The following is a 24,673-nucleotide window of genomic DNA, read 5'->3' as shown; positions in this document are numbered from 1 at the left end:
CCGGGAATGAACCCGCCTGCGCCAGCCGGGCTCCTCTCCCGGAAAGGCGCAGGCCGGTGATCATTATTTCGACAGGTCGATCAGGATCTTCAGCTGGGTACCGGCCGGATCGAGCAGCGCGTCGAAACCTTCCTTCACAGCCGTATCGAGCGTGATGCGCTTGGTGACGATCTTCGTGGCTGGCAGCAGGCCTGACGCAATCAGACGGATGACGCGCGGCCAATAGTGGGTCGGGTAGGCCCAGGAGCCCTTGATTTCCAGATCACGGAAGGTGACCTGGAACCAGTCAAGCGGGTTGTCATGCGGATGCAGGCCGGTCTGCACGACGACGCCCTGCTTGCGCACCGCATCGGCACAGGCCTTCAGCGCATGCTCATTGCCGACGCATTCAATGGCCACATCACAGCCCACCTGCCCCTCGGTCAGAGAGCGGACCACATCGCCCACCTTGTCACGCTTGGGGTTGATGGTGATGACGCCGGGCAGCACGCCCTTGGCCAGTTCCAGCCTCGCATCGTTGAGATCGGAGACGAAGAGCTGCGTGGCACCGGCAGCGCGGGCGGCAAGCAGTGTCAGCATGCCGATCGGGCCTGCGCCCGTCACAAGAACGCTGTTGCCCGCAGTCACCCCGCCCCTGTCGCAGGCATAGACGGCAACGGCCGTGGGTTCGACGAGCGCGGCCTCCTCATCCGTCATCTCGTCGGGGATTTTCTGGACGTTGTACTCGTTGACGAGCGCGGCCTCGGCCATGCCGCCGCCATCCCAGCTGAGGCCAACAAGGGCGAGCTGCGGGCTGAGGTGAAACAGCCCGCGGTCGGCAAAGTAATCGCCCGATCGGGGCATCACGAGCGGCTGGATCGACACCCGGTCACCAGGCGCGACGGTGCTGACGCCTTCCCCGACGGCTTCGACAACGCCGCCGAATTCATGGCCGAGAACCTGCGGACCATGGGCTCCGGTGAAGGGATGCGGATCGGTGGGAATGAAGATCGGGCCGTAGCTGTATTCGTGCAGATCGGTGCCGCAAATGCCGACGAACCGGTTGCGGACAAGCACCTGCCCCGGTCCCGGCTTTTTCGGCTCGGGAATATCCTCAAGCCGCAAGTCCTTGGCTGCATGAAATCTGAGCGCGCGCATGTTTCCTCCATTGGCTGCTTCTTGATGCCAGGAGGAATTGCAACGGCCGTGCCAGCGCAGACGGGGGAAACATGCACTGAAAAGACGGGGCTTTCGGAGCCTCTAGCAGCGGCAAGCGCCGCAGGTGTGGTGCAACAGGTGTGGCGCAGGCCGCAGTGCGGCGGCTGCTCACAAGGCGCTGAGAAGCAAACGGACCGGCATTCGTGATACCCCGAGCAAGCTTCCGCACCCCGCGTCAGTCTCAACGCTCTGCAAGCGAGTGGGTCCCGGATCTCCGCTCCGCTGCGTCCGGGACGACGCCGGGTGTGTGGCGCGGCTCAAGCAATGCCGCTGGTCTGGCCTTTGAAGCCAACCCCGCCGCCAAACACTGCCCCCGGTAACAGGCACTGCGTCACCCCGGCCAAGCGCAGCGCGAGCCGGGGCCTACTCACTTGCAGAGAGACGCTTGTTTCCACAGTCTTGCAGCAGGCTCCCGGCCCGAGCAAGCCTTTACGCCGCACGTCAGTCTAACCGCTCTGCAAACGAGTAGGTCCCGGATCTCCGCTCCGCTGCATCCGGGACGGCGCCCCGCGAGTGGCGCAGCTCAGGCTACGCCACAATCGCCCCATCACAGGCTCCGAACCCTCTTAATGCGGCCTGCCCACACCCAGCCGTTTCATCCTGCGGTGCAGTGTGGTGCGGTCGATGCCGAGCCGCCGTGCAGCCTCTGATACGTTGCCCTTGCAGGCGGAGAGCATGGCACGCAGTTCGTCCCCATCATTGCCCTCTGCTGCGCCGTCCGGGGAAAGGCTCAGTTGCTCTGGCAGATCGTCAACACCGATCACGCCGTCCTCGCAAAGGGCTGCGGCAAAGGCGATAGCATTGTCCAGCTCACGGACATTGCCCGGCCAGGAGTGGGCAAGCACCAGTGCTCTGGCCTCCGGCGAAAGCCGCAAGGGGCGCCCCCGGCGGCGTGCTTTTCGAGGAGACGGGCAAGCAGCCAGGGAAAGTCGTCCCGCTCAGCCAACGGAGGCAGCGACAGAACGGCAGCATTCAGCCGGTAATAGAGATCCTCGCGGAAACGGCCTGCGGCAACAAGGCTAGCCAGTGGCCGGTGAGAGGCGGAGATGACGCGGAAACTGACCTTGCGCGGGACGGAGCCCCCACCGGCAGCACTTCGCCTTCCGCCAGCACCCTGAGCAGGCGGCTCTGCGCAGCATAGGGCATGTCGCCGATTTCATCCAGGAACAGCGTACCTGCCTTGGCCTCTTCCACCAGCCCTTTGCGTCCCTTCGCCAGCGCCCCGGTGAAGGCGCCCGGCGCATAGCCGAACAGCTCGCTCTCGATCAGCTGTTCGGGAATGGCGGCGCAGTTGACGGCAACGAACCGGCCGGCAACGCCGCTGACTTCGTGGATGATGCGAGCCAGATGCTCCTTGCCGGTGCCCGTCTGCCCCTGCAGCAGTACAGGAAGGCGCGCGGGCGCCAGCTTCGTGACCTTGTGCCGCAAGTTATCTATTACCGGACAGGCACCGCCCAGCCGGCTGAGCGCAGGCAAGGCACGCGGCAGGCGGGCGGCAGGCTGGCCTGCAATGCGCTGTTGCGGCTCAATGGCATGGGCATAAAGGAACGCTCCGCCGCGCAGGGCAATCCTTCTGTCCTGCGGCAGGCTGGCCCGGGTCAGCGAAGCGAGCTCGCCAAACTCTGCTTCAAAGAAGTCTGTGACCAGTTGCCCTAGCAACAGTTCGGGCCTGCGCCAGTCGAGACCACGCGAGGCAGATAGAAGCTTTGCGCCGCCATGTGTCATGCCGGTGATGCGCCCTGCCCCGTCAACGGCAATCGCCGCTTCCGGATCCACATCGAGAAACTCCGGCGCTCCGGCAAAACGCAACACCAGATCATGGCGGCTGCTCGCCATCAGGTTGGCAAGCTCAATTCGCCGGACCGTGGACGAGACCAGATGCCGCGCCATGTTCTGACTGGCCTTGAGGATTGGCGAGCTCAAGAGCGAAATGTCGAGAACAGCTGCAAGCGCGCCCTGCGTGTCATAGATCGGCGCGGCGGTGCAAGAGAGCGGCGTGTGGGTGATATCGAAATGGTCGGTCTGGTGGATCGTCAGCGGCTCGCCAGTGGTAATGCAGGCCCCCACCGCACAAGTGCCTGCGCGCGGCTCTGACCATTCGGACCCCAGATAAAGCCCCGCCTTGCGCAGATTGTTGTTGAAGGACGGATCGCCCAGAAACTCGACGGTGACGCCCTGCCGGTCGGAAAGAAGCAGGACATAGTTCTGTTCCGCCACCTGCCTGTAGAGCCGCTCCAGTCCGGATCTTGCGATATGTACCAGATCCTCCGCTTGCTGCCGGTGTTCGCGCAGCCGCGTCTCCGATACGATCACCGCCTCCCGCGCCTTGGCTGGATCAAGCTGGTAGGTCTCCAGGCAGCGCCGCCAGGACTCGACGACCACCGCATCCCGGCCCGTGTTGCTGCCCTGCCCGACGCGCTCGATTTCCTTGACGTGATCGGAAAAGCCCATCAAATCACCGGCCCTTCCGGACCGCCTCCCGTGATCTTTGGCGCGATCATAGCCGGGATTGTCTGAACTGCCTATTCCTCGCAGCCTCGCCCTCCGGCCCGACAGGACAGGGTCCAGCTGAAAGGCAACACGATTTGGCTCTACGGATAAGGAACCGGGACCCAGCCCACGAAGGCAAGGCGCTTTTGCAGCACTCGAACACTGTGATGAGCCTCAAAAAGTAAAAAGATTTATCACTGTTTTTCCGGCTGAAATCCGGCGTATTTTTGCCAACACTCATGTTTTCTGAAAATAAAAATTGACAATAACAGCGGGGCAAAGTACATATTATTCATCGATTTCTTTTTTGCTGAGCTTTGGTTATCACGCGATCGACGTCGCGCAGAACGAACACTCCCTCTAAAGCATCGTTATCACCGCCAGCATGCCTCCGGGCTTGCGGCTTTTCTCTATGCTATGAAAGGGTTCATCATGACCACTGGCACAGTAAAATGGTTCAATTCCACCAAGGGTTTCGGCTTCATCGAGCCTGATAACGGCGGGCCGGACGCCTTCGTCCACATCTCGGCCGTCGAACGGTCCGGCATGCGCGAAATCGTGGAAGGCCAGAAGGTGTCCTACGACATGGAGCGCGACAACAAGTCGGGCAAGATGTCCGCCTGCAATCTGCAGGCCGCCTGATAGATCCGGGAACTGCTTTCCCTTGACCACGGATGTACTGGCATTGCCGAAAGCATGAGACCAAACAAGGTCAGGCAGTTTGCCTGGCCTTTTTGTTGCCCACAGTAGCGGGCAATTTCCAGAAAGAACTCCATGTCCGACAAGCACAGCAAGCCCCGCCAGCAAGCGGAAACCGCCTTTAGCCGTGAGCAATCGCAGTTTTTTGCCCGCACACGTGCCTACGAAGAACTGGATGCGATCACCGCTGCCCGCGACGAAAAGACCATGAGACTGCGGGAAGCACGGCTGGCCAAGGAACTGAGGGATACCCTCGCAGCCACAGCCAAATCTCCCGCAAAGCGGACCAGATAACAGGATCTTGTGACAGGCCCGTTGCGCCAGCGGCACTAGCCTCTGCGCGAGCAGGCCCTGCATAAACAGAAATGGCGAAACCGCCAGACGGAGTGAAGATTTGAGAGACATGACGAACAACGGCCATTCCGGCCGCCGCAGCACAGCTTCCGACGCGAAGGCAGCCCTTGTGCAGGCTTTCAACGCCGCAAGAGAAGCAGCTGGACCGGAACGTGACGCAAAACAGGCCGAGCGGATCAGAATTGCTGAAGCCCGTGAGGCACGCCGGTCTGAACGCACGCAGGCCAAGCTGGACGAGCAGAACCGGGCAGCAACCGAAGCAGCCCAAAAAGCCGCCGAAGCGGAGGCTGCAGCCAGAGCCGAAACCGACGCACGCGAACTGGCCGACAGGAACCGCGCCGCTCGCGTCCTCGAAGACGAAGCCGCCCGCAAGGCCGAACGTGACCGGCGCTATGCCAACCGGAAAGCCCGCCAGGCCTGAACGGCATCACGAGACGGCGGAATGAACCATCTGCCTCGAGTGCTGGCTTGGATTGGCAAGCGCCTTATCGCGCTTGCACGGCAAGATGAGGGCGTTCTGCGTCCCGGTCCAGGCAACAGGCGCTGGATCTGACACGGGTGGCGGTGGTGAGCGCTCCAAGGCTGAATGTCAGCGGCTTCACTTCCAGCGCAATACCTCCCCTTCCACGCGGACAGCCTCCTCGGTGTGACACGCAAGAACAAGCAGAACGACCCGCAGCCAGGCGCCAAGGTGATCTGGCAATGGATCTGCACATAGAAAGACCGGCGCCAGACAATCAGGAAAGCCTTCACACTTACGCATTATCCAGAGCTGGCAAAACGCACACGGCCACAGTCACGTCAGAGCGGCAGAACGATGAACGGCGCAGCATTCTTTCTGATGGTGAACTTTGCCGTGGCCTTGTCGTTCAGCGCCGTATTCTTCGTTGTCGCACAGCGCAGCCTGTCCCCGTTGGCAGGCAGATGGCTGGGTGCCGGTTTCGCTGTGGCCTCACTTTCAGCTCTGTGCGAACTGCTGGTCGCCTATGCGGGGCCACCACGGTTGTGGGCTTTGGGGGCCTTTGCTTCCGTTCTGTGCGGACTGGTCATGATGACGGTCGGGATCGGCGAAATGTACCGCCGCCGGGTCGATGCCAGAGGCATTGCCATCTTCCTGTCAGCGGCCCTGTTCATGGCCTATGTGATCTATGACCTGCCCCGAGGCACGCCCTTGCATGCGTTCCTCTACCAGGGCCCATTTGCCATGGCGGTTCTGGCGGGAGCTCATATCGTGATGTCAGCGCCGCAACGGACGGGGCTAGACCGGTTTCTCGGGATTCTGCTGCTTTTCACCGGGCTGCACTTTCTGGCAAAAGCGGGGGTAGCTGTCGCCGTTGGCGCCGGCAAGACCGCACAGGACTATGTTCACACGAACTATGCGCTCATTTCGCAAAGCCTGACGGCTGTCCTGATGGTGGTCGCCGGTTTGACGCTGCTTGCAAAACTTGTTCTGGAGATCATGGCTCTGCAGCGGACGGAGTCTGAGCTCGACATTCTGTCAGGCCTTGCGAACCGGCGCGGATTTGACCGCCGGGTCGATGCGCTGCTCCACGAATATCCCCTAGGCCCCCACGCTGTCATCCTGTGTGACCTGGACCATTTCAAGCAGATCAACGACACCTTCGGCCATCATACCGGTGATGCCGTGATCCGGGGGTTTGGGCAGCGGCTGCGCTCCTGCCAAACCGAAAAAGCTGTGGCGGGACGTATGGGCGGAGAGGAATTTGCCCTGTTCCTGCCTGGAACAGACATTGATGCCGCAGTGCAGATCGCGCAGCGCTTGAGGCTGGAGGTCATGTCTCTGCCGGACCTGCCGCATGACCTCAAAGTGACGGCCAGCTTTGGCGTCGCTCCGATGACCTCACAGACCAGCCTTGCGGAAGCCTGCCGCATCGCCGATCAGGCGCTTTACCGGGCCAAGAATGCCGGGCGAAACAGGGTCAAGCTGGCGGCAGGTTAGCCCAACCGCCATCTTCCATATCCGGGCCGAAACTCTTCAGTTTCCCACACGCACCCATGAGTTGACGCTGATCACGCGGCAATCGAAGGAGCCACCCAACATGGCAGCTGCCCCAGGCGGAAAGCGCATATGCTGTGTGACGACATGCTCAATTTCGGTTTTGCTCTTCACCGTCAGTTTCCAGAACATCTTCCAAAGTCCGATGCCGTCAACCGCCGCCGTCTTGGAAAGTTCGGGAAACACTTCCGCTTCCCAGAGTCAGGCCCGGCACGGCGCCACGTGATGGTGCTCAGCCCCTCGGCGGCAAGCCTTTTGGTCATCTCAAGCTGGCCGGGGTGGAACGGCACCTTGTAAGTCAACGGGCGCGGCGCCAACATTTCGGGCTTCAGCCCGGTTCCCATGGGGCCGTATTGCTGCATCATCTGCGGGCAGCCTTCGAAGTGCGGCGTGCCGAGGCGGGCCTGCCAGAGGCCCGATCGCGGTTGGATACCTGCAGCAGGTTCACCGGGAAAGAGATCTGGGATGGGCTTTCCGGGCGTCAGGTCCTCCGGCGGCGGATCATCAGGGATATCATCAAGGCTGCGCGGCATGCCGGGCGGTGCGCACCGTTCGGAGCCGGTGTAGACATAGCTGTTGATGCCATAGACGACTGCAATTTCGTCCGGAGTATGGCCGGGGCCGATCCACTGCGCCTTCGATGCGCGTTCGTCGATTACCAGAACATCCTGTGCCGAAGACGCCGGCCCCGCGTAGTTTTCCATCGCACCTCTTGTTTCCGGCCCGACATCGCTCCACCTTGCGTTTCCTTTTTCATCAATGGTGATGACAGGCGGCTCGCAGGCCATAGCGGAAGATCCCAGTAACGTGGCGATGGCAGTTATCAGCAGTCGCATGGTTCAATTTCTCCCAATCAGGTCCCGCAGAGCCTTCATCTCGCCAGGGGCAAGCGTCTTTGGCGCAGTTGCCTGCAAGGCGGGTTTGCGATCCTGAGGTGCTGGCGGAGCAATCATGTTGATGATTAGACTGCTCTCCTCCTGCGGAATGCTGGAGGTGAACTCGCAGATCTCATCGCCGGGCTGGAGTTGCTGGCAGTTCTTGCCTCCCGGCTGATTGAGACCCATCAGCTTGAAGTTGCCGCGCCGGTCCAGGTCCCAGAACCAGGTACGTACACGGCCATCCGGAAGGGTTTCACCGAGCTCTACCGACCAGCGCGCCGGCAAATGACCCGAAATCGGCGAGCCTTTGGAGCCGAATTCACAAGGCTCATCCCCGCAGCGGCGCAGAACCTGCCCGGTCGTCAAGGTGAATTGCAGGGTACGGAAAACCCTGGCAAGCTTTTCGTCTCCCCGGTCCGGGTCTGTGCACAACCGCCCGACACGGGTGATTTCGCATCCTCGCTCGCCCAACGGCCAGTCAGCGGGATTGAGCCAGATCGAATGGGCGGAACCAGCGTTTTCTGCAAATTCAACACGTGGAAAAGGCATCGCCGGGGTAACGTCGGCCACCCAGCCTTCCGGCAGATAAAAGGCAAGATTGGTGGCCGCATCGCGCATGTCGCAGTTGTCAGTGGTCTTGTCGCCGGGCAGGCAGCGATGAGGATAGCCCGTCCAGGCCTTGCCCGCCTCCTCGCCATTCTTGCAATTGTCCGGACCATGGCCTTGACCATCACCGCAACCGCCCGCCGCCGGAGCCGCATCCTGTGCTGTTGCCTGCGCGGCGCCAAGAAGCGCTCCCATAATGGCTTTCTGGTCAATTTCGCCAGTCGGCCCGGCATTCTGCGCCGCCCCCAGAAGCGCGCCCATAATAGCCTTGGTCTGGGCGTCCTGACCGGTAAGACCCTGCTGGACGCTTGCCGCAAGATCTAGTTGATCAGCTTGCGCCTTTTTTGCCGCCTGAGGCTGCTCCCATTTCAATGTCGCCTTGACGAGTTGATAGGAGGCAAGCACCTGCGGGTCGGCGCTTTCAAACATGCAGAACTGGCCAAGGGTGCCCACCTCCTCGCAAGGCCCGTTCATGGCGACCCACTGGCGCGGGCCAAGAACCAGAGTATCGTCAGTGCCATGGCGGAAGAAGTTGACGCGAGGTGGTAAGGTCTCACCCGATGCCTGAGCACCTGCCGTGTATCCCTCCGTCTCGGGCCGGTCCGTCCACCAGCCGGCAGGCAGCATGAAGGACAGGCCCGTTCTGCCGTCAGTGATGGAGCATGGCGCCGGGCCATCGCAGGAATAGGCTGTATCCCCATTTGCGCCGGAAGCAGGAGCCGGGGTTTGACCAGCGCCAGCATCGGCCTTCTTCTGCCGCGCCGCGCCTGCGCCGTCCGTAGCGTTTGAGGAGCCGACTTCAATGGAGAGGCGCGCCTTTTCTTCGCGCTCGCCGGATGCATCATAGCCCTTGTAGACAAGGTCATAAGTCCCCGGTTCGGAAGGCGCATTCAGAGGCTCACCTGCGGCAAGCTCGCTGAGCGTCCGGCCCCAGTCGATCTGCTGTTCCCCCTGCCAGATCTCAATGCCATCACTGCGCAACTGGCTGCCGGTCGTCTCGATGGCGATGGGACTACCCGGTTCGGCCACTGCCGGAGCCGTGAGGGTGACGGCGGGATCAGGCTCGGCAACGATCTCCATTTCGTCGAGAACGTCACCGCCCCAGGTTTCCAGCCGCAGTAGATATTCACCGGGTGCGGCAAGCTCGATTGCCGCGTCCTTGGCTCCTTCGGTTCCCTCAACCGTGCTGTAGGTAATCGCAGACCCTTCGGCCGCATTCCCAGCCGGATAGAGACGCAGGGCTAAGGCTGCGCCCCCGTCTCCGTTCCCTCGGCCAGGACACCCAGTTCAATCTGTGCAACGCCGACGGCATAGGGGCCCCGGTTGATCATGCCAGCCTTGCCCGGCTGAAATGCTGGCTCTTCAAGCGGCCGTACAAAAAGGATGGCATCCGGTTTGAAGCCGGAGACCCAGCCGTCTTCCGGCGGATAAACGGCCCAATCCATCTCAGCCGAGTAACTGAAGAGGCGGCAGCGTGGTTCTTCGACGAAATAGCTGCCGGGCGGCTCGAAGAGCCAGGCAGCAACCGCCGCGTCCGCTTCTGCCAGAGCACGGCAATCTTCGGACGTTCCATCACGGGGAAAGTCTGGCTGTTCAGGCATTGTGGCCTCAGGTCCGATCGACTGGCCTGTCGGCTGGATCTGAATTCCTGGCATCAGCGGGCGGCCGGGATAGTGAGTTGTGTTCCGCGGCGGCGCCATGGCAATCGCCTCACTCAATGCCTCGGTCAGCTCGCCTGCATTGTCGGCCTCGATGTAGCGCCCGCCAGTGTTTTCAGCGAGGCACGCCACCTGCGCCCCCTCCTCCTTCGTCAGGCCGAACCCAACCACATGCGCGGTGAAGTTGACGCCGGCCGCCTCCAGTTCAGATGCCAGTGCACAAGGGTCGGCCTCACAGGTTTCAAGCCCGTCGGTGACGAGAACAACGGTAGCGCTTTCTTCTCCATAGCGCAGCGCCTCTGCCGCCTGCCGGACGGCGGCCGAAAGAGGCGTTTTGCCAAGGAAACGCATGGAGTTCACGGCATTCACGACTGCCGCGCCCGTGCTCTGCCCGGGCGGGACCAGAAGCTCGATATCGCCGCAATTGCCCTTAGACCGGTGGCCATAGGCAAGCAGCCCCAGTTCCTGCTGCGCGGGGATGCCTTGCACAACCTTGGCAACAGCCTCACGGGCGATCTCCAGCTTGGCACGCCCGTCGATCTGGCCCCACATGGAACCCGAACCATCCATGACGATGATAGTGCGCGGGGCCTCTTGCGCCACAGCGGGCAGAGGCAGGCAGAACGCAGATGCCGCGAGCAGGGTTGCCGTTTTGAGTTGGATGCTCTTGATCACCGGAAATCTCCTAATGCGGATGCGGTGGTGGACCGGGAGGCGCCGGCGCGTGCTGACGCCCAGTCGCGTGCCTTGCCGCCAATTTCCCTGAACTTGCCCGATAGATCCTGCAGCCGGGCACGCCAGGCCGGATCCGGCACCTGCCCCTCGGTTGTCCTGAAAAAGACCTGCATCATGCAGGTGATGGCCAGCGGCTCCAGCAACGCCGCCTTGAAGGCCCAGGCAAAGAGAATGGCAAAGACCAGGCCACCCGCGCTGAGCGCACCGGGCATCAGGTAGACAAGCGCGGCCGCCGGGGCGAGCGCCAGCAGAAACACTACGAAAGACAGGCCGTAGATCATCACCGCCAGCCAGGCAGCATTCCGGAACATGGTCTTGTAGTTCTGCCCATAGAGCACCAGCGCTTCTTCCGCCGAAGCCCAGGGATTGACAGCGCGGGTGCGCATTGCATGGGCAAGGACAACCTCGTCCGTGAAGCCAACGGCCACGTTCAGAAAGTTGCGCAGCAGCCCTGCGGCTGCTTGAAGACCGGGCACAGGCAGAAACGAGGCAATGCCTTCAATCAGTCCGGCAATGGCGGAAATCACACCCTTGACCAGCTGGTCGATGCCGAAAAGCAGGCTTGCCTGCGCAAAGCGCTCACGCACCATGCGGCTGCCATAAGCCACCTGCCCTTCCCCTTCCGGCAGGACGCGGCCATCCAGCAGCTCTATCAGGACAGCAATATGCCCGGCCTTGACGATGTAGAGCACATATTCGCGCAGCAGATAGAGCACTGCTGCCACAAGGCCGAAGCCGGTGATGCCTCCCAGCGCCGTGCTGGAGGCCAGAAAACCCTCATCGCCCAGCTGGCCGACGCCATAGCCGATGGCTGCGCCCGTGCCCGTTGCAATGACATAGGCACAGGCCATGCCGAAATAGACGGCCATGCGGAAAAGAAGAAAGGGCGCCGTGCGCGCCATGAGTGCCAGAGCACCTGTCAGGCTGAAATCCCACATCCAGAATATCCTCGAATGACCATGCAGACCCTGCCCGCCGGCAAGGAGGCAGGCAGCTGCATCGTGAAAAAAGACTAGGATGAGAGGCCGGAACCGTCTTGGGGCCCCCGGCACTCGTTTGCGGGGACTGCGGCACAAATCTGGTCCGTTCCCCCCAATCTGACCTTAGAACCGGTGCGCCCGGACGTCCCTTGGGGTCATGCCATAGGTCTGGCGGAAGCGGGCATTGAACCAGGACAGGTCGCCAAATCCGGCGTCCATGGCAATCTGCGCAATGTTGAGATGCTGAAAAGCCGGATCCCGCAGCATGCGATGGGCCAAGGCGAGACGCCGGGCAGCGACATAGTCCCGAAAGGACGTGCCTTCGCGCTCAAACAGGGCCCGCACATATCGCGGGGAAAGACCAAGTTGTGCCGCAACCCTGTCCGCACTCAGGCCGGGGGTGACGAGGCTGCGCTCAATCTCTGCTTTCACCTGCTTCAGCCGGGCTGCCCTGAGCCCGCGTCCAGCGGCAGCCTCTGCCGCTTCCCTTGTGGCACCAAGGGCCATCAGTGCCAGATCCTGCACATGCGCTACGCATTGCGCAGCCTCTTCCGCCGCAAGGGCAGGAAGTTCTTGATGCAGCATGCGGGCATAGCCCAGAAACAGCCGCCATTGCGGCGTCAGCGGTGCCGTCCGGCGCAACACCGCATCCAGCCCTGCCGCCACAGGCCCCAGTTGAGCGCGGGGAATGGACACATAGATGCCCTCCATATGCTCCCCGCCGAAGCGAAGGGTGCCAGGCACATCACCCGGATCGGCATAGACAAGGCCCGGACGCAGTACCTCCTCGTGGCCACCGGACTGCAGGATCGTTCCGCCGCCAGCCAGCGGGATGTGGAACATCACGTCATCACTGCAATCAGCCGCGTGGCTCTGGCTGCGTACCGCAGTCGAAGCGGAATGCCGCCCATGACCGACAATAAGCCCCGGCATCACGGCAATGGAGGTTTCTGAGTGAAAGTCCTGCCGGTCATCGGGGATGAAGTCCACCTTGGTCATACTCGCGACCACGTTGCGGAACTCTTCCACACGCCTAGCGCGGCTGAAATCTTTCGACCGTATCGACAGGATCGTCATGCAGCCCCCTCCATTCAGAAACACCAGCCCGGCTTTCCCTTCGAAAGGACTATAGCAAATGCCGGAGTGCGCGGCCTGTGACGAAAGTCACGTTAGGGAAACCGTCCCCCTTGCGAAAGACGGCCTGCCACGCCCCCGCAGACCCGCAGGCCTGCAACTTCGATGCTCCTGCCGGATGCCATGATCAAAGCCCTGACCCCAGGATAATGATCGGACACCATCTCCATGCCAGCGTCACTGGCATCACACGTGGATAACTCGTGCCTGCACAGCACGGATTTGCCTTGGACGCCCCCATTGCCGTTCCTTCCGGTGTAGCGTGAATATGATTTTCTTTTTCCGCTTCCCGGCCCGGACGCGGAGAAACCGACCGAAATATGTTTGAACGTTCGTAGCCAATGGGCACGGGTGAACCGTGAGGCCGCCAGTGCCCGCAGGCGATCATGCATTTGTCCAGCTCAGAGGCGGCCCTTCGGCCCCATCAAGCCTGCAGCGCAAGGACAGTGAACCGATGCCGGAGGGGGCGATGCAGCATTCCTGGAATTTTGCAATTCACCACGCGACACGCAGCCTCCACCAGGCGCATCGCGCCTTCAAGCCGGCCTCCCGCGCCGCGCTTCTTTCTACGGTCATGCTCTGCCTCTGCCCCGGTGTGGCACTGGCACTGAACTGCCCGCGTTTCCCTTCGGAATTTCCCGGCACTCCGACGGACAACCTGCCCATGTTCGTAGAGCAAAACGAAGCAATCATTGGCGACAACACCGGCACGGCCTGCAGTCCTTCCCGCGGAGAGCTTTCCATCATTAATAATGAAGCCACTTTGACCATATCGGCAGGTGGACAGCTTTTCAGCGACCAAGTATTTGTCACCAGCAATTCAGTTGTCACGCCATCTATCAACGTCACCGGCACCGGCTCCAAGCTGGAAGCCAACGATCTTGTCGTTGGAAACTATGGGCGCGGCGCTCTGAACATCAAGGATGGCGGTCAGGTCACGGTATACGACAGCCTCTTCATCGGGCACGAACAGGGGTCGATCAGTCTGGATGGCGATAATACCTACGATTTTGGCCTCGAACCAAGCGCAGGCACTGTAGCTGTCACGGGCAAGGGCTCAGTGCTGCAAGCCAATGCAATCTATGTCGGGCGCGACCTGGTCCCAGCAGGCTATTTGGGAGTGGTGAATTCAACCGGCACGCTCACCATTTCAAATGGCGGCGGTGTTTCAGCAGCTGGTGGAAACGGCACGATCAACATCGCCCTTGCCTCTGGCAGCACAGGCACGCTGACCATTGGTGCGGCGGCAGGTCAGGCGGCGCAGGCAGCAGGCACCGTTCAGGCAGCAGAGGCCGCCTTCGGGTCCGGCACAGGCGCTGTGGTCTTCAACCACACGGACACGGATTACGTGTTTGCTCCCAAGGTCAGCGGATCCGGCACTCTGGCGTTTTACTCTGGCACCACCACGCTCACCGGCGACTACTCGGCCTTCACCGGCACGGCAGAAGTCTACAAGACCGGTGCCCTTAACCTGACCTCCGCCTATACCGGGAAGATCAGCCTCAACAGTGGCACCGTTTTCACCGTAAACGGCACTCACACTAATAATTTTCAGGTGCTCTCCGGCGCCACGCTTGGCGGCAATGGCCGTATCGGTGCTGTGACGCTCGCTGCCGGTGCCTTGCTGGCACCCGGCAACGCCAGCAACGGTCTTGTGACAAACGGCATCCGCTTCGAACCCGGCTCCACCTTTCAGGTGGGCGTCAACGGCTCCGGCTTCGCAACTGCAGTTGTATCGACCGGCAAGGTTTCCATAAGCGGCGGGGCAACACTTTCTGTCGTTGCCGCAGACGAAGCTGCCTACAAGCCTTCAACCAGCTATCCGGTCTTGACGTCGATTGACGGCCTTGAAGGCCGCTTCAGCACGGTGACTGACAACCTCGCCTTTCTGGATGCCTCGGTGGCATACACAGCCGGGCTTGACACTCACTTTGTGACGCTCACCCTCAACCGCGCCACCACGCCGGACGGTGCCTTGCTATCCTTCGCCTCCAAAGCCTCAAGGCCAAACGGAAAATCCGTGGCGGGCACAATTGACGCAACCGGCTCGGGGGCACTGCATGATGCCGTTCTGTCGATGCGCGAGGGCGAGACGGAGCAGGCCTTCCAGATGCTGTCCGGTGAGGCCCATGCGACGGTGCAGCGCACGATCATGTCCGGCAGCAGCGCCAGCCGCAGCAGCATGACCCAGCGGATCCTCACCGCCACTGGCGGAGTTGGCGGGTCTACGGGCACTCAGGTCTCGACGGCGTTCAACGGCAAGGGCGGTGTGCCGCTGGCAAAGCAGATCGGCGCCCAGGTCTGGAGCCAGGCGACCGGCGGCTGGGGCAGGACAGATGCCACTGCAAGCACGGCAGCTGCCGAAAGCTATGGCGGCGGCTTCCTCACCGGCGTTGATGCGGAAATCATTCCCGGCTGGCGCACAGGCCTGATGGCCGGCTACTCCAGAAACCAGTTCAGCTCCTCTGCAAACCGCTCCAGCGGCTCGGCCGACACCTATCAGGCCGGCATTTATGCGGGCACGCAGATGGATGCCATCGGTTTGCGTCTGGGCGCAAGCTATGCCTGGCACAATCTGGACACGCGCCGCGATGTGGCCTTCACCGGCTTTGCCGACCGTCTGGCAGCTGCCTACAGCGCTTCAACCGCTCAGGCCTTTGCCGAGATCGGCTATGCCCTGCATCTGACCCCGGCCACCGTGGAGCCCTTCGCCGGCATTGCCGTCATTAACCAGCACACGGACGGCTTCACCGAGACCGGCGGCCCCGCAGCGCTTAACAGCCGCAGCAGCAATGATGTTCTGGGCGTAACCACGCTGGGCCTGCGCGGTGAAGCGGCCATCGGCCAGATCGGCGGCTTCACCACCTCGCTCAGCGGCTCGCTCGCCTGGCGCCACGCATTCGGCGATGTCACTCCCTCGTCCACATTGCGCTTTGCCAATAGCGGAAGTGCCTTCACCATCTCCGGCACGCCGCTGGACCGGGACGCGGCGCTGTTCGAGGCGGGGCTGTCACTGAAGAACGATCAGGCCCTCGGCCTCACCCTCGCCTACCAGAGCGAACTGGGCGCCACCACCCAAACCCACGCAGGCCGCCTCAGCCTGCAATACAGGTTCTGAGGTGCGGGCTGCGAAGAGCAGAGCCAAGTGATGGACTTGAAGATCCCGGAGTTCGAGGACGGCGGAGACCTGTTCCTTGCCGGCCTGCATTTTGATGCAGTGCTGGTGACCACAGGACCGGTATGGGAGCTCTATTGCCGCTTGCGTCAAAGGTGGGGCGGCGATGTGAACTGTCAGGCCTTCGTGGACCTGTGCCACCGGGAACGGCGCATGGCCATGAAGCGCAATGACATGGAGGCAGCAAAGCTCTGGAAAGCCGTCCACGGCTTCGGCCTCTCCTGCTCCATCTCCTTCGTCAGCGCCATCGAAGTCGACGGCCGCCTCTTCCGCCAGCCCCTCGACCTCCCAGCACACCTCTTCCCCGAAGACAGCGCCCTGAAGCGGATCCTGTTTGTGCCGTGAGGCTGTGGGAGCGGGACTACACTTCCACCACAAAAAGGCCTCCCGTCAGCATGTCAGGCTCACCGGAGCCCGGTCTCATTCCTCCCCGAAGAAATCCTCATCCAGCCGCTTGAACTCGACCTTGCGGTAGTCTCTGACGCCAACACCATGCTCGATCATCAGATCGGCCAGCTCCTGCCCGTCGATGAGGATCACTCGCTGGGCTAGATGGCGCACGTAGTCGCGTGCGGGCTGGCTGAAGCTGGAGGTGGTGACGAACACGCCCTTGGTGGCGCCAAGGCCAACGAGACTGCCGACGAAACCATTCACATCCGGGCGGCCAACAGGATTGCCGGGGGCGTAGCGCTTGGCCTGCACATAGATGCGGTCAAGACCGAGCCGGTCCTCGTTGACCACACCGTCCACGCCGCCATCGCCGGAGCGGCCAAGCTGGGCGGCGGCATCCTTGTGGCTGCCGCCATAGCCCATGGCCACCAGCAGATCGACGATGAGCTGTTCGAAAAAGGCCGGGCTGTTGGCGAGGATGCGCTGCAGCAACTCATCCCGCAGCTCTGCCATCATGGCCGCATGGGCCGCGTCGATCTGCTCTTCCGGTGTGGCTGGCGAAGCGGCGGCCTCAACAGCCACCGCCCCCGGCGTGCCCGCCGCTTCTTCCCCGCTGGTGCTGCCGCGCCCGCTCTCATAAAAGGCGCGGAATTCCGGCTCCTGCATCAGCATCGCCACGGTGATCTGCTGCGGAGCGCCGGCCAGCAGCGCCCTGCCCTTGTCCGAGGCCACAAAGCGCCCCCGGCCCGGCGAGGCGATCAGGCCGGCCTTGCTCATATAGAACTTCGCCCAGTGAATGCGGTTGTGCAGCACCCGCTGACGCCCGCTCGGCAGCATCTCCTCCCGCTCCTGCGCAGAGAGGCCAAACTCATCAGCAACACGCTCCACCACATCCCCCACCCGCGTTTCACCTTCGGCAGCAAGACGCAGGACGGGCAGCATGAGGGTCTGGTAATCGGGGATCATGAATGCCTCATCTGGGGCTTAATAAACTTCCGGTCAGAAGGAATGAGAGGGCAGCTATCCGGCAACACTCTCGTTCAGACCATTGATCACCTCAATCAGCCGCCTGGTCCGTGCGAAGTCGAACACCTGCTGCGGACCTTCCGGAGCGACATCGATGAAAGGACTTTCGTAAAGGAGCCCCGGATCCATTGAGCCCTTTTCCGTCAGATGACCGATGACCATATCGATGAATTCAATCTGCTGCGCCGTGGCGGCCCCATCAGCCAGGAATTCGCTAAAGGCTTCCGCGACGGCGCCACGCTCCAGCCCGACAAGCGAGCGGATGAACGCGCCGAAACCATGTGCGAGTTCAGCCGCCTTGTCGAAATGCTCCTGCTGGCCCACCCCGGCCTCCACTAGCATCCCTTGAAGCTCCTCGATGTCTGAGCCGGTCAGCGGCTTGCCATGGCGGAGTTTGGCGATCGTGATGTGATCCTCATGCGCCCGCAGGAAATGCCGTGCCTTTTTTCTGAAGCGGGCAAAGTCAACCTCTCCAACCTGCGGCAGATCAAACTCGACGGCCACGCCAAGCTCATCGGCAAAGTCGGTGTAGAGGCTATTCCGCTTATACTTCTCGATCTGGTGCACTAGCCCGCGCAACCTGAGCCGGACTAGTTCCAGCAGCGGCACGGTGATGCCTTCCCACCAGATGTCGGAGAGAATGTCGAGCAGCAGCGCGTGCTGGGCGGCAATCGCCGGGATCGTTGTCTGCTCCTCAAGGGCAGACGCGATATCCACCAGCTGCCTCTTGTACATGTCAAAGCGGCGGGAGGCGGTCAGCAGCGCGATCTGCAGATTGAACATCAGCAGATCGAAACGCTTGGCCTCCTCTGCTTCGCTTTTCAGCCCGTGCGGCAAGGGCGCGACACGGGTGAGGAGTTCATCCCGCACATCCGCCGTCAGGTGCTGCCACGCCTCTGGCGCCTGATACTTCTCAACCAGCCTGCGCTGCCCGCGCACGATGAAGTTGTCGAGGTTCATGCTGCCCACATAGTCCTTAAGGAATTCGAGAGCCGTCTGCCGCACGGACTCCAGCGGCGGAGGCGCAGCAGGACCCGCATCATAGGGTGCCGATGGCTCCTGCATCCCGCTAGCATCCTCTGCAGCTGCCTTGCCATCCAGCGCGAGAATGAGGTCCAGCCGCGCCGCGAACAGGCGCTCACTGAGCGATTTCGGCAAGGACGTTTCGTCGGGCTTCATGTTCTGCCGGAAGAACTCCAGGTTCTGGCAATAATCAAACACCCGGAAGAATTCCTTGTCCTGACCGGGGCCAAACAGATCCTTGCATAGGCGCGTGCCGCGCCCGATGATCTGCCAGAACTTGGTTCTCGAGCGGATCAGCTTGAACAGAACCAGATTGACCACTTCCGGCACATCAATGCCTGTGTCCAGCATGTCCACCGAGATGGCAATGTGCGGGGCCTTGTCCTTGTCCGAGAAGTCGTCGATCAACGTCTGCGCATAATCGGTCTGGAAGGTGATGATGCGGGCGAAATGCCCGGCCAGATGCGGATAGGCGAGGTTGAACCGCTTCTCGATGAATTTGGCATGATCCTGGTTCTTGGCAAAGATGATGGTCTTGCCCAGCCTGTCGCCACCAGCCACCTTCAGGCCATTGGTCATGACATGGGCGAGCACCTTATCCACCGTATCGGCATTGAACAGCCACTTGTTGACGGCCTCGGCCTCCACGCTGCCGGGCGGATCACCATCCTCCTCGTCCCATTCCAGCATGTCCCACTGCTCTTTTTCTGCATCCGGCAGATCGTCATAGCGGATGCCCTCGCGCAGGAAGCGCAAGGGGACGGACACGGCGAGCGGCGGCACCAGCCATTCATCGGCAATCGCCTGATCCAGCGGATAGGCATCCGTCGGCACGCCCTCCTCCAGATCGAAAAGACCGTAGGTGTTGCGGTCGATCTCCTCGCGCGGGGTTGCCGTCAGGCCGACCAGAAGACTGTCGAAATACCGGAAGATCGCGCCATAGCGCTGATAGACGGAGCGGTGCGCCTCATCGATGACGATGAGATCGAAATGACCGGGGCCAAAACGCAGCACGCCGCCCCCGCCCGCCGCAGCTTCCCCGGCAGCCTTGCCGCCCGTCTTGCCCCCGTCTTGCCACCGGTGCGCTCATCGATCAGGTTCATCATGGTGGGATAGGTGGACAGGAAGACCCGCCCCTCGGCGGTCTTCTCCGTCACCAGATTGACGGGCGAGCTGTCCGGGAGATGTGTCTTGAAGGCTTTCACCGCCTGGTTCACCAGTGCCACGCGGTCGGCGAGAAACAGGACACGCTTCACCCAGCCTGCCCGCATCAGCATGTCCACCAGCGCAATCACCGTGCGCGTCTTGCCGGAGCCGGTGGCCATGACGAGCAGGGCCTTGCGCTGTCCCCGCCCCTCGAAGGCGTCCTTCACCCGCGCAATCGCCCGTTCCTGATAGTAGCGGTCGGCGATCTTGCGGTTCACGGCGATGCCGGCCATCGGCTTGCGGCTGTCCCGCCGCTGGATCAGGAGCTGCAGCTCGTCCTTCTTGTAGAAGCCGGAAACCTGACGCGGCGGATAGGCCAGATCATCCCAGAGCCAGTGCTCGTAGCCGTTGGAGCAGAAGATCACAGGGCGCTGGCCGAACTGGCGCTCCAGGCAATCGGCATAGAGCTTGGCCTGCTGCTGGCCCTCCATCGGGCTGCGGCGGGTGCGCTTGGCCTCCACCACGGCCAGCGGCTTGCCATCATCGCCCCACAGCACATAGTCGCAAAAGCCCTGCCCTTGCATGTTCGGCATGCCGGAAACGGGAAATTCCCGGTCGCGGGCCTCTGTCAGCGGCCAGCCGGCCTCCCGCAGATAGAGGTCGATGAAGGCATCGCGTGTCTGGGCCTCGGAATAGTCGTGCGTATCGGGCCGCTGTTCGTTTGCGCGGCGGATGCGGTCCCGCTCGGCTCGTGCGGCCTGCAATTCGGCGTCCAGATCGCCCTTGCTGCGCATCAGTTCGGCGAAGGCGGCGTCCTTCTCCTCCATCTGCGCCTGCAGGCGTGTCAGTTCGGCAAAGGCGCGCCGGACAAGATCATCCTTGCGCTGAAGCTGCCCTGCATCAAAGGCGAGCCCGTCCGGCGGCGGCACCCTGCCATAGGTGCGGGCCAGCCAGAAGCACAGATGGAACAGCTCCCGCACCGCATCGCCCGCGTCCTTGGCCGAGGTCTCGCGGGTTTCATGCACCGCCAGATTGCCAATGCGGATGATCAGCTTCGCCTTGGCAAACACGGCAGGCCCCGCCCGCCTCTGAAAGTCCGGCTCATGGATCAGCGCGGAAATGCGGCTGTCATAGGGAAGGCTCAGGCCGCTGTCATTGCGGTAGGCCCATTGCACCGCCAGTTCCACCGTGCGCCGGGCATAAAAGGCCGCCGCGCGCGGATCACTCTGCGCATAGTCTTCCGCCTTCTTCGCATTCTCGAAGATTTCGGGAAACTCGGCAGAGAGAAAGGCGAAGTTGGACATGGGGCCGTCTTCAACTGATGCAACCGGGCGGATACAGTCGCCAGATCCCGCCAGATTTGCAACCTGAATTTGCCTATCCCCTTGTGAGACAACGGCAAAACGGCCAGTTTTTCCAAAGTTCGCTGACGGAAAAGGTCATGGCGCTGAAATGCGTCTCACGCAAGGCATCCGATGCTGACGCATCACGCCTTGAAATTGCTCAAGCGCCGCACAGGCTTGACCAATGCTCGAGAAGTCAGGCTCATTGGGCATTAGTATCACGCGAGGCAGAAGAGGATACGGGGCGGATCGGGGAACAGGCCCCTGCTCAGGCTCCGGCAGGCCTGCGGCCTCGAAACCGTCCCCGGCTCTGTGCCGAAGGACTATATAAATCATTGATTTGCATAGATCCCCGGCACGAGGCCGGGGATAATGATGGAGAGGCAAAAGGTCTGTCAGCAGCCCGGGAGACCGGGAGACCGGTCCGCTTGTTTTCTTCCAACGGCTTTCCCCGCGCTGCCGGAACAGGCCTGCAAGCTGGCGGCACTGGCGGCAGCGCGGATCAGAAGTGCTTCAGAGCTGGCCGGTGAAGGCGCGGTGCTGGAGGGAGGCGAAGAGAGAGTCTGCAGCTCGTTGAGAGTTAGCTCCGTCGAGCGCGCTTACCGATATCCGCTCAATACAAGCTCCATACTCCCTTTGCAGGTCAAACGGAGGAAGGTTCACAACCAAAGGAGCAAGATCTTGCTTATTCAACTGCGGAACTGAACTTCCAGATGAAATACTTGTCAAATCCAAGAATTTAAACCACGAAAACATAAAAAAAGGATCAACAATACCATCAATTGGCGCAACCCCCATCATATTTGGGTCAAGAATCGCAGGCCTTCCAAGAATTTTTTCTTATTTGTTGCAATTGCCCCTCCCCTTTTGGGGAAAACTATAGCTCCTGCAGGAGCAGTTCCAGAACGCGATCCAGGTTCGTCTGAGAAAAGACCCGCGCACTTAATCATTTCAGCGTTTTCCGGCCTGTTAAGATCTGAAACTTTCAATAGGAGATAGCCATTTTCTTGGCCTACAAAAATCTGGCCCACAGGGAGAGAGTTTCCAGCATAAAACTTGGCAACGCGATCCAGCGAGTAGCTTTTCCATCCCCTCGGATTACTCACCGGGTCCCCAAACATCTCCAGAAAGATCGACTGGGTTAGGCTGTCGAGGAGGGTGATGGCGTGGCGGCGCTTGGCACGCAGCGCATCGGCCTTGTCCAGTATCGCCGCAATCCGCTTCTGCTCATCAAGGGGTGGCAGGGGGATCACTGACTCTTTGATTATACGATCGCTAACAGCCGGATAGCTGGCACCGGTAGCCTTTTGAACCATGTCCTTCACAAAGGATGAGCTTTTCACCCATTGAAACAAATAGTTTTCGCAAAGAATCTTTTGCCTGGGCCTAAGGACACAAAAGCCGGTTGATGCCGTCATTCCATCATGTTCAACACATGCTTTGGCAACACCGTTCAGATTCGGTCTAACAGTAGCAACGAGAACATCACCGGAGGCCACCAGTTGACGCGCGCGGCTGGGCGCCTCTGAATTTGATAGACGAGTTGGCTTTACAATGCACTTCGTATCTTGATCAATGGCGCTCAGATCAATGTAATCAAATTCGCCATCCATTTGGCTCTGGGGATTCCAGGTCGAAATCTTTTCGACGACCTCGCCAATTGGAACCATGCGCACACTCACAGCATCGCCTCCAGCTCTTTCAGCCCCGCCGCAATTTCATCCTCCAGCGCCAGCAGTTCGGCGATGATCTCCTTCGGCGGGCGGTGGTCAGCGGCTTCATGCACCACTTCCTTGTAGCGGTTGAGCGACAGGTCATAGCCGGTGGCGGCGATTTCTTCGCGACTGACGGTGAAGCTCTGGCCGGTGCGCGGGTTGCCGCGCTCGCTGCCGTTGCGCGCCTGCCAGCGGGCCACAACATCCGGCAGGTTGTTCCTGTCATGCTCCTCTGCGGAAAGGGCAACTTTCGGCATGGGGCCGAACTTGTCCTCGCTGACCAGCATCTGGCGCTTGTCATCCAGGCTCATGCCATCGGCCTGAACATCATAGAACCAGACGTGATCCGTGCCGCCGGAATTGGTCTTGGTGAAGAAGACGATGGCCGTGGACACGCCGGCATAAGGCTTGAACACGCCGGACGGCAGCTTGACGACAGCGTCCAGCTTGTGGTCCTCCACCAGCATCCTGCGGATGGCCTTGTGCGCGGTGGAGGAGCCGAACAGCACCCCGTCCGGCACGATCACGGCAGCCCGCCCGCCCGGCTTCAGCAGCTTCAGGAACAGGGCCATGAACAGAAGCTCGGTCTTCTTCGTCTTGACGATCTTCAGAAGATCCGCGCTGGTGGTCTCGAAATCCAGCGACCCGGCAAAGGGCGGGTTGGCAAGGATCAGCGAATATTTGTCCGCATCATCGCCATGGGCGGAGGCGAGCGAGTCCCGGTAGCGGATATCGGCCCCTTCCACCCCGTGCAGCTGCATGTTCATGGAGCCGATGCGCAGCATGGTGCGGTCGAAGTCGTAGCCATGGAACATGCCGGAATGGAAATGCGCCCGCGCCTCGCTGTCGCGGAACAGCGCTGCATGGTTGTCACGCAGATACTCCCCGCCCCCACCAGAAAGCCGCAGGTGCCGCTGGCCGGATCGCAGATCACGTCCTGCGGCGCCGGGGCGGTCAGTTCCACCATCAGGTTGATGATATGGCGCGGCGTGCGGAACTGGCCGTTCTGGCCGGCGCTGGCAATCTTGCCCAGCATGTATTCGTAGAGGTCGCCCTTGGTGTCGCGGTCTTCCAGCGGAATGTCCGCCAGCATGTCCACCACCTTCGCCAGGAGGCCCGGCGTTGGGATGGTGAAGCGGGCATCCTTCATGTGCTCGGCGTGGGCCGTGCCCTTCTCGCCCATCTCGCGCAGGAAGGGGAAGACATGTTCCGCAACGATGAAGAACATGCGGGCCGGATCGTCATGACGGAACCGGGACCAGCGCAACATGGCATAGGTGATTTCCTCCTTCACCGCGCCAGTCTCTTCGTCGCGCAACGTGCGATAGACGCCTTCGGGGAAAATGACCCGCTCCATGGGGCGGCCAAATGCCATCGCCTTGTTCTCTTCCCGCGTCTGCCGGTCATCCAGCCCGCGCATGAACAGGAGGTAGGTGATCTGCTCGATCACCTCCAGCGGATTGGCAATGCCCCCGGCCCAGAAGGCATTCCACACCTGATCGACCTTGCTTCGGATCTCACCGTTCAACATGCACATCTTCCACGAATCTGATCTTTGCCCGCACAGTAACCGGACAGGATCACCGGCAAAAGCCGCAGGCTCCGGTTGAGCCGCTGTTTCAACACCCGCCGTGCCCGCTGCCGGAAGCACCCTCCCTCGCCCTGCGATTGTGCACTTCCCAACCGCGTCATATTTCGTTAACGATTTGAATCGGGGTGTTTTCTTGCGTTGCAACTGGGCATAGGGGCTTTTTACAGTGAGTTGGGTGGATTTTGTTGGCGTTCCGGTCAAGAACGCGATCCTTTTTTGTGCCGGTCTGCTGAAGCTGGACGGGACGCCGGGTCTTGTTGCACTGCTGTTTTTCGTTGCCCTTGCCGCACTTGCGGCACGTTTCTGGTTCGAAAAGTGGCGGCAGGCCGAGATCCATCGAATGGATGCGCGAAATCGTTCAGGATGGCGAGGAAGGCTCCAACTTCAGCAGCCAGATTGACGAAATCGGCGGAACGATCCTGACCGAGGCCGAGGGCGACAGCTACAGGAAGCCACTGGCCACCGCCTGGGGGAATACAGGGAAACCCTTGTTTCCCATGATGAAGATGGAGTGAC

The 24,673-nt window shown here is 61.3% G+C and carries 19 protein-coding genes and 2 pseudogenes; 7 read left to right on the top strand and 14 right to left on the bottom strand.

Features of this window, described 5'->3' with window-relative positions:
• Positions 1–63: 63 nt before the first annotated feature.
• Both ACQB61_RS07250 and ACQB61_RS07245 read right to left on the bottom strand, forming a co-directional pair.
• Positions 64–1,137, bottom strand: coding sequence for a 2,3-butanediol dehydrogenase (locus ACQB61_RS07250; RefSeq protein ID WP_430512083.1), 1,074 nt, complete (start codon positions 1,135–1,137; stop codon positions 64–66).
• A 626-nt stretch (positions 1,138–1,763) separates the two neighbouring features.
• Positions 1,764–3,648: pseudogene (locus ACQB61_RS07245) on the bottom strand (sigma-54-dependent Fis family transcriptional regulator).
• Positions 3,649–4,119: 471 nt separating this feature from the next.
• Between ACQB61_RS07245 and ACQB61_RS07240 the strand changes: the two are divergent.
• From ACQB61_RS07240 to ACQB61_RS07225, 4 genes are all read left to right on the top strand, one after another.
• Positions 4,120–4,329, top strand: coding sequence for a cold-shock protein (locus tag ACQB61_RS07240; RefSeq protein WP_334251520.1), 210 nt, complete (start codon positions 4,120–4,122; stop codon positions 4,327–4,329).
• Positions 4,330–4,461: 132 nt separating this feature from the next.
• Positions 4,462–4,680, top strand: coding sequence for a hypothetical protein (locus tag ACQB61_RS07235; protein WP_430512082.1), 219 nt, complete (start codon positions 4,462–4,464; stop codon positions 4,678–4,680).
• A gap of 100 nt (positions 4,681–4,780) precedes the next feature.
• On the top strand, positions 4,781–5,161 hold the full coding sequence (locus ACQB61_RS07230; RefSeq protein WP_430512081.1) for a DUF6481 family protein: 381 nt from the start codon (positions 4,781–4,783) through the stop codon (positions 5,159–5,161).
• Between the two features lie 396 nt (positions 5,162–5,557).
• The gene (locus ACQB61_RS07225) at positions 5,558–6,700 is read left to right on the top strand and encodes a diguanylate cyclase domain-containing protein (protein WP_430512080.1); all 1,143 of its coding nucleotides are present in this window, start codon (positions 5,558–5,560) and stop codon (positions 6,698–6,700) included.
• A 173-nt stretch (positions 6,701–6,873) separates the two neighbouring features.
• Here the strand turns inward: ACQB61_RS07225 and ACQB61_RS07220 are convergent, their stop codons facing one another.
• From ACQB61_RS07220 to ACQB61_RS07200, 5 genes are all read right to left on the bottom strand, one after another.
• Positions 6,874–7,593, bottom strand: a complete 720-nt coding sequence (locus ACQB61_RS07220; RefSeq protein WP_430512079.1) for a hypothetical protein — start codon at positions 7,591–7,593, stop codon at positions 6,874–6,876.
• A gap of 3 nt (positions 7,594–7,596) precedes the next feature.
• On the bottom strand, positions 7,597–9,321 hold the full coding sequence (locus tag ACQB61_RS07215; RefSeq protein WP_430512078.1) for a hypothetical protein: 1,725 nt from the start codon (positions 9,319–9,321) through the stop codon (positions 7,597–7,599).
• 161 nt (positions 9,322–9,482) lie between these two features.
• Entirely contained in the window at positions 9,483–10,574 is a 1,092-nt protein-coding gene (locus tag ACQB61_RS07210) for a vWA domain-containing protein (protein ID WP_430512077.1), read from the bottom strand.
• Positions 10,571–11,572 carry a hypothetical protein gene (locus ACQB61_RS07205; RefSeq protein WP_430512076.1) on the bottom strand — a complete coding sequence of 334 codons (1,002 nt, stop codon included), beginning with the start codon at positions 11,570–11,572 and terminating at the stop codon, positions 10,571–10,573. Before ACQB61_RS07205 ends, ACQB61_RS07210 begins: the two co-directional genes overlap by 4 nt.
• A 165-nt stretch (positions 11,573–11,737) precedes the next feature.
• On the bottom strand, positions 11,738–12,691 hold the full coding sequence (locus ACQB61_RS07200; RefSeq protein ID WP_430512075.1) for an AraC family transcriptional regulator: 954 nt from the start codon (positions 12,689–12,691) through the stop codon (positions 11,738–11,740).
• Between the two features lie 526 nt (positions 12,692–13,217).
• Between ACQB61_RS07200 and ACQB61_RS07195 the strand changes: the two genes are divergently transcribed.
• Both ACQB61_RS07195 and ACQB61_RS07190 read left to right on the top strand, forming a co-directional pair.
• A complete protein-coding gene (locus tag ACQB61_RS07195; RefSeq protein WP_430512074.1) occupies positions 13,218–15,866 on the top strand; it encodes an autotransporter outer membrane beta-barrel domain-containing protein in 2,649 nt (882 codons plus the stop codon).
• 30 nt (positions 15,867–15,896) lie between these two features.
• Positions 15,897–16,268, top strand: a complete 372-nt coding sequence (locus tag ACQB61_RS07190) for a hypothetical protein (RefSeq protein ID WP_430512073.1) — start codon at positions 15,897–15,899, stop codon at positions 16,266–16,268.
• Between the two features lie 75 nt (positions 16,269–16,343).
• Here the strand turns inward: ACQB61_RS07190 and ACQB61_RS07185 are convergent, their stop codons facing one another.
• The 7 genes and pseudogenes from ACQB61_RS07185 to ACQB61_RS07155 form a co-directional block, all read right to left on the bottom strand.
• Complete coding sequence (locus ACQB61_RS07185; RefSeq protein WP_430512072.1) at positions 16,344–17,279, bottom strand: restriction endonuclease; 936 nt, start codon at positions 17,277–17,279, stop codon at positions 16,344–16,346.
• Between the two features lie 54 nt (positions 17,280–17,333).
• Positions 17,334–19,376 (bottom strand): type I restriction-modification enzyme R subunit C-terminal domain-containing protein, encoded by a 2,043-nt coding sequence (locus tag ACQB61_RS07180; protein WP_430512071.1) that lies wholly within the window; start codon positions 19,374–19,376, stop codon positions 17,334–17,336.
• Complete coding sequence (locus ACQB61_RS07175; protein ID WP_430512070.1) at positions 19,259–20,812, bottom strand: DEAD/DEAH box helicase family protein; 1,554 nt, start codon at positions 20,810–20,812, stop codon at positions 19,259–19,261. The genes ACQB61_RS07180 and ACQB61_RS07175 overlap by 118 nt, the downstream gene beginning before the upstream one ends.
• A 552-nt stretch (positions 20,813–21,364) precedes the next feature.
• The gene (locus tag ACQB61_RS07170; RefSeq protein ID WP_430512069.1) at positions 21,365–21,652 is read right to left on the bottom strand and encodes a hypothetical protein; all 288 of its coding nucleotides are present in this window, start codon (positions 21,650–21,652) and stop codon (positions 21,365–21,367) included.
• The gene (locus ACQB61_RS07165; protein WP_430512068.1) at positions 21,649–22,533 is read right to left on the bottom strand and encodes a restriction endonuclease subunit S; all 885 of its coding nucleotides are present in this window, start codon (positions 22,531–22,533) and stop codon (positions 21,649–21,651) included. The genes ACQB61_RS07170 and ACQB61_RS07165 overlap by 4 nt, the downstream gene beginning before the upstream one ends.
• Positions 22,530–24,097 (bottom strand): annotated as a pseudogene (locus ACQB61_RS07160) (type I restriction-modification system subunit M). The gene ACQB61_RS07165 and the pseudogene ACQB61_RS07160 overlap by 4 nt, the downstream one beginning before the upstream one ends.
• Before the next feature lie 157 nt (positions 24,098–24,254).
• Positions 24,255–24,494 carry a hypothetical protein gene (locus ACQB61_RS07155; protein ID WP_430512067.1) on the bottom strand — a complete coding sequence of 80 codons (240 nt, stop codon included), beginning with the start codon at positions 24,492–24,494 and terminating at the stop codon, positions 24,255–24,257.
• A 7-nt stretch (positions 24,495–24,501) separates the two neighbouring features.
• Here ACQB61_RS07155 and ACQB61_RS07150 point away from each other — a divergent pair, with 7 nt between their 5' ends.
• Positions 24,502–24,672 carry a hypothetical protein gene (locus tag ACQB61_RS07150; RefSeq protein WP_430512066.1) on the top strand — a complete coding sequence of 57 codons (171 nt, stop codon included), beginning with the start codon at positions 24,502–24,504 and terminating at the stop codon, positions 24,670–24,672.
• Position 24,673 lies beyond the last annotated feature (1 nt).

The sequence above is a fragment of the Pannonibacter phragmitetus genome (genome assembly GCF_050510895.1).
GTDB classification, from domain to species: domain Bacteria; phylum Pseudomonadota; class Alphaproteobacteria; order Rhizobiales; family Stappiaceae; genus Pannonibacter; species Pannonibacter phragmitetus_B.
This window is presented reverse-complemented; position numbering and strand designations above follow the sequence as displayed.

Excerpts from the sequence above, each read along its gene's own strand:
- ACQB61_RS07195 (WP_430512074.1), top strand. The coding sequence starts at position 13,218 with ATGCAGCATTCCTGGAATTTTGCAATTCACCACGCGACACGCAGCCTC.
- ACQB61_RS07170 (WP_430512069.1), bottom strand. The coding sequence starts at position 21,652 with ATGATGGGGGTTGCGCCAATTGATGGTATTGTTGATCCTTTTTTTATG.
- ACQB61_RS07155 (WP_430512067.1), bottom strand. The coding sequence starts at position 24,494 with ATGGATCTCGGCCTGCCGCCACTTTTCGAACCAGAAACGTGCCGCAAG.
- ACQB61_RS07205 (WP_430512076.1), bottom strand. The coding sequence starts at position 11,572 with ATGTGGGATTTCAGCCTGACAGGTGCTCTGGCACTCATGGCGCGCACG.
- ACQB61_RS07235 (WP_430512082.1), top strand. The coding sequence starts at position 4,462 with ATGTCCGACAAGCACAGCAAGCCCCGCCAGCAAGCGGAAACCGCCTTT.
- ACQB61_RS07185 (WP_430512072.1), bottom strand. The coding sequence starts at position 17,279 with ATGATCCCCGATTACCAGACCCTCATGCTGCCCGTCCTGCGTCTTGCT.
- ACQB61_RS07215 (WP_430512078.1), bottom strand. The coding sequence starts at position 9,321 with ATGGAGATCGTTGCCGAGCCTGATCCCGCCGTCACCCTCACGGCTCCG.
- ACQB61_RS07220 (WP_430512079.1), bottom strand. The coding sequence starts at position 7,593 with ATGCGACTGCTGATAACTGCCATCGCCACGTTACTGGGATCTTCCGCT.
- ACQB61_RS07250 (WP_430512083.1), bottom strand. The coding sequence starts at position 1,137 with ATGCGCGCGCTCAGATTTCATGCAGCCAAGGACTTGCGGCTTGAGGAT.
- ACQB61_RS07225 (WP_430512080.1), top strand. The coding sequence starts at position 5,558 with ATGAACGGCGCAGCATTCTTTCTGATGGTGAACTTTGCCGTGGCCTTG.
- ACQB61_RS07240 (WP_334251520.1), top strand. The coding sequence starts at position 4,120 with ATGACCACTGGCACAGTAAAATGGTTCAATTCCACCAAGGGTTTCGGC.
- ACQB61_RS07150 (WP_430512066.1), top strand. The coding sequence starts at position 24,502 with ATGCGCGAAATCGTTCAGGATGGCGAGGAAGGCTCCAACTTCAGCAGC.
- ACQB61_RS07175 (WP_430512070.1), bottom strand. The coding sequence starts at position 20,812 with ATGTCCAACTTCGCCTTTCTCTCTGCCGAGTTTCCCGAAATCTTCGAG.
- ACQB61_RS07200 (WP_430512075.1), bottom strand. The coding sequence starts at position 12,691 with ATGACGATCCTGTCGATACGGTCGAAAGATTTCAGCCGCGCTAGGCGT.
- ACQB61_RS07190 (WP_430512073.1), top strand. The coding sequence starts at position 15,897 with ATGGACTTGAAGATCCCGGAGTTCGAGGACGGCGGAGACCTGTTCCTT.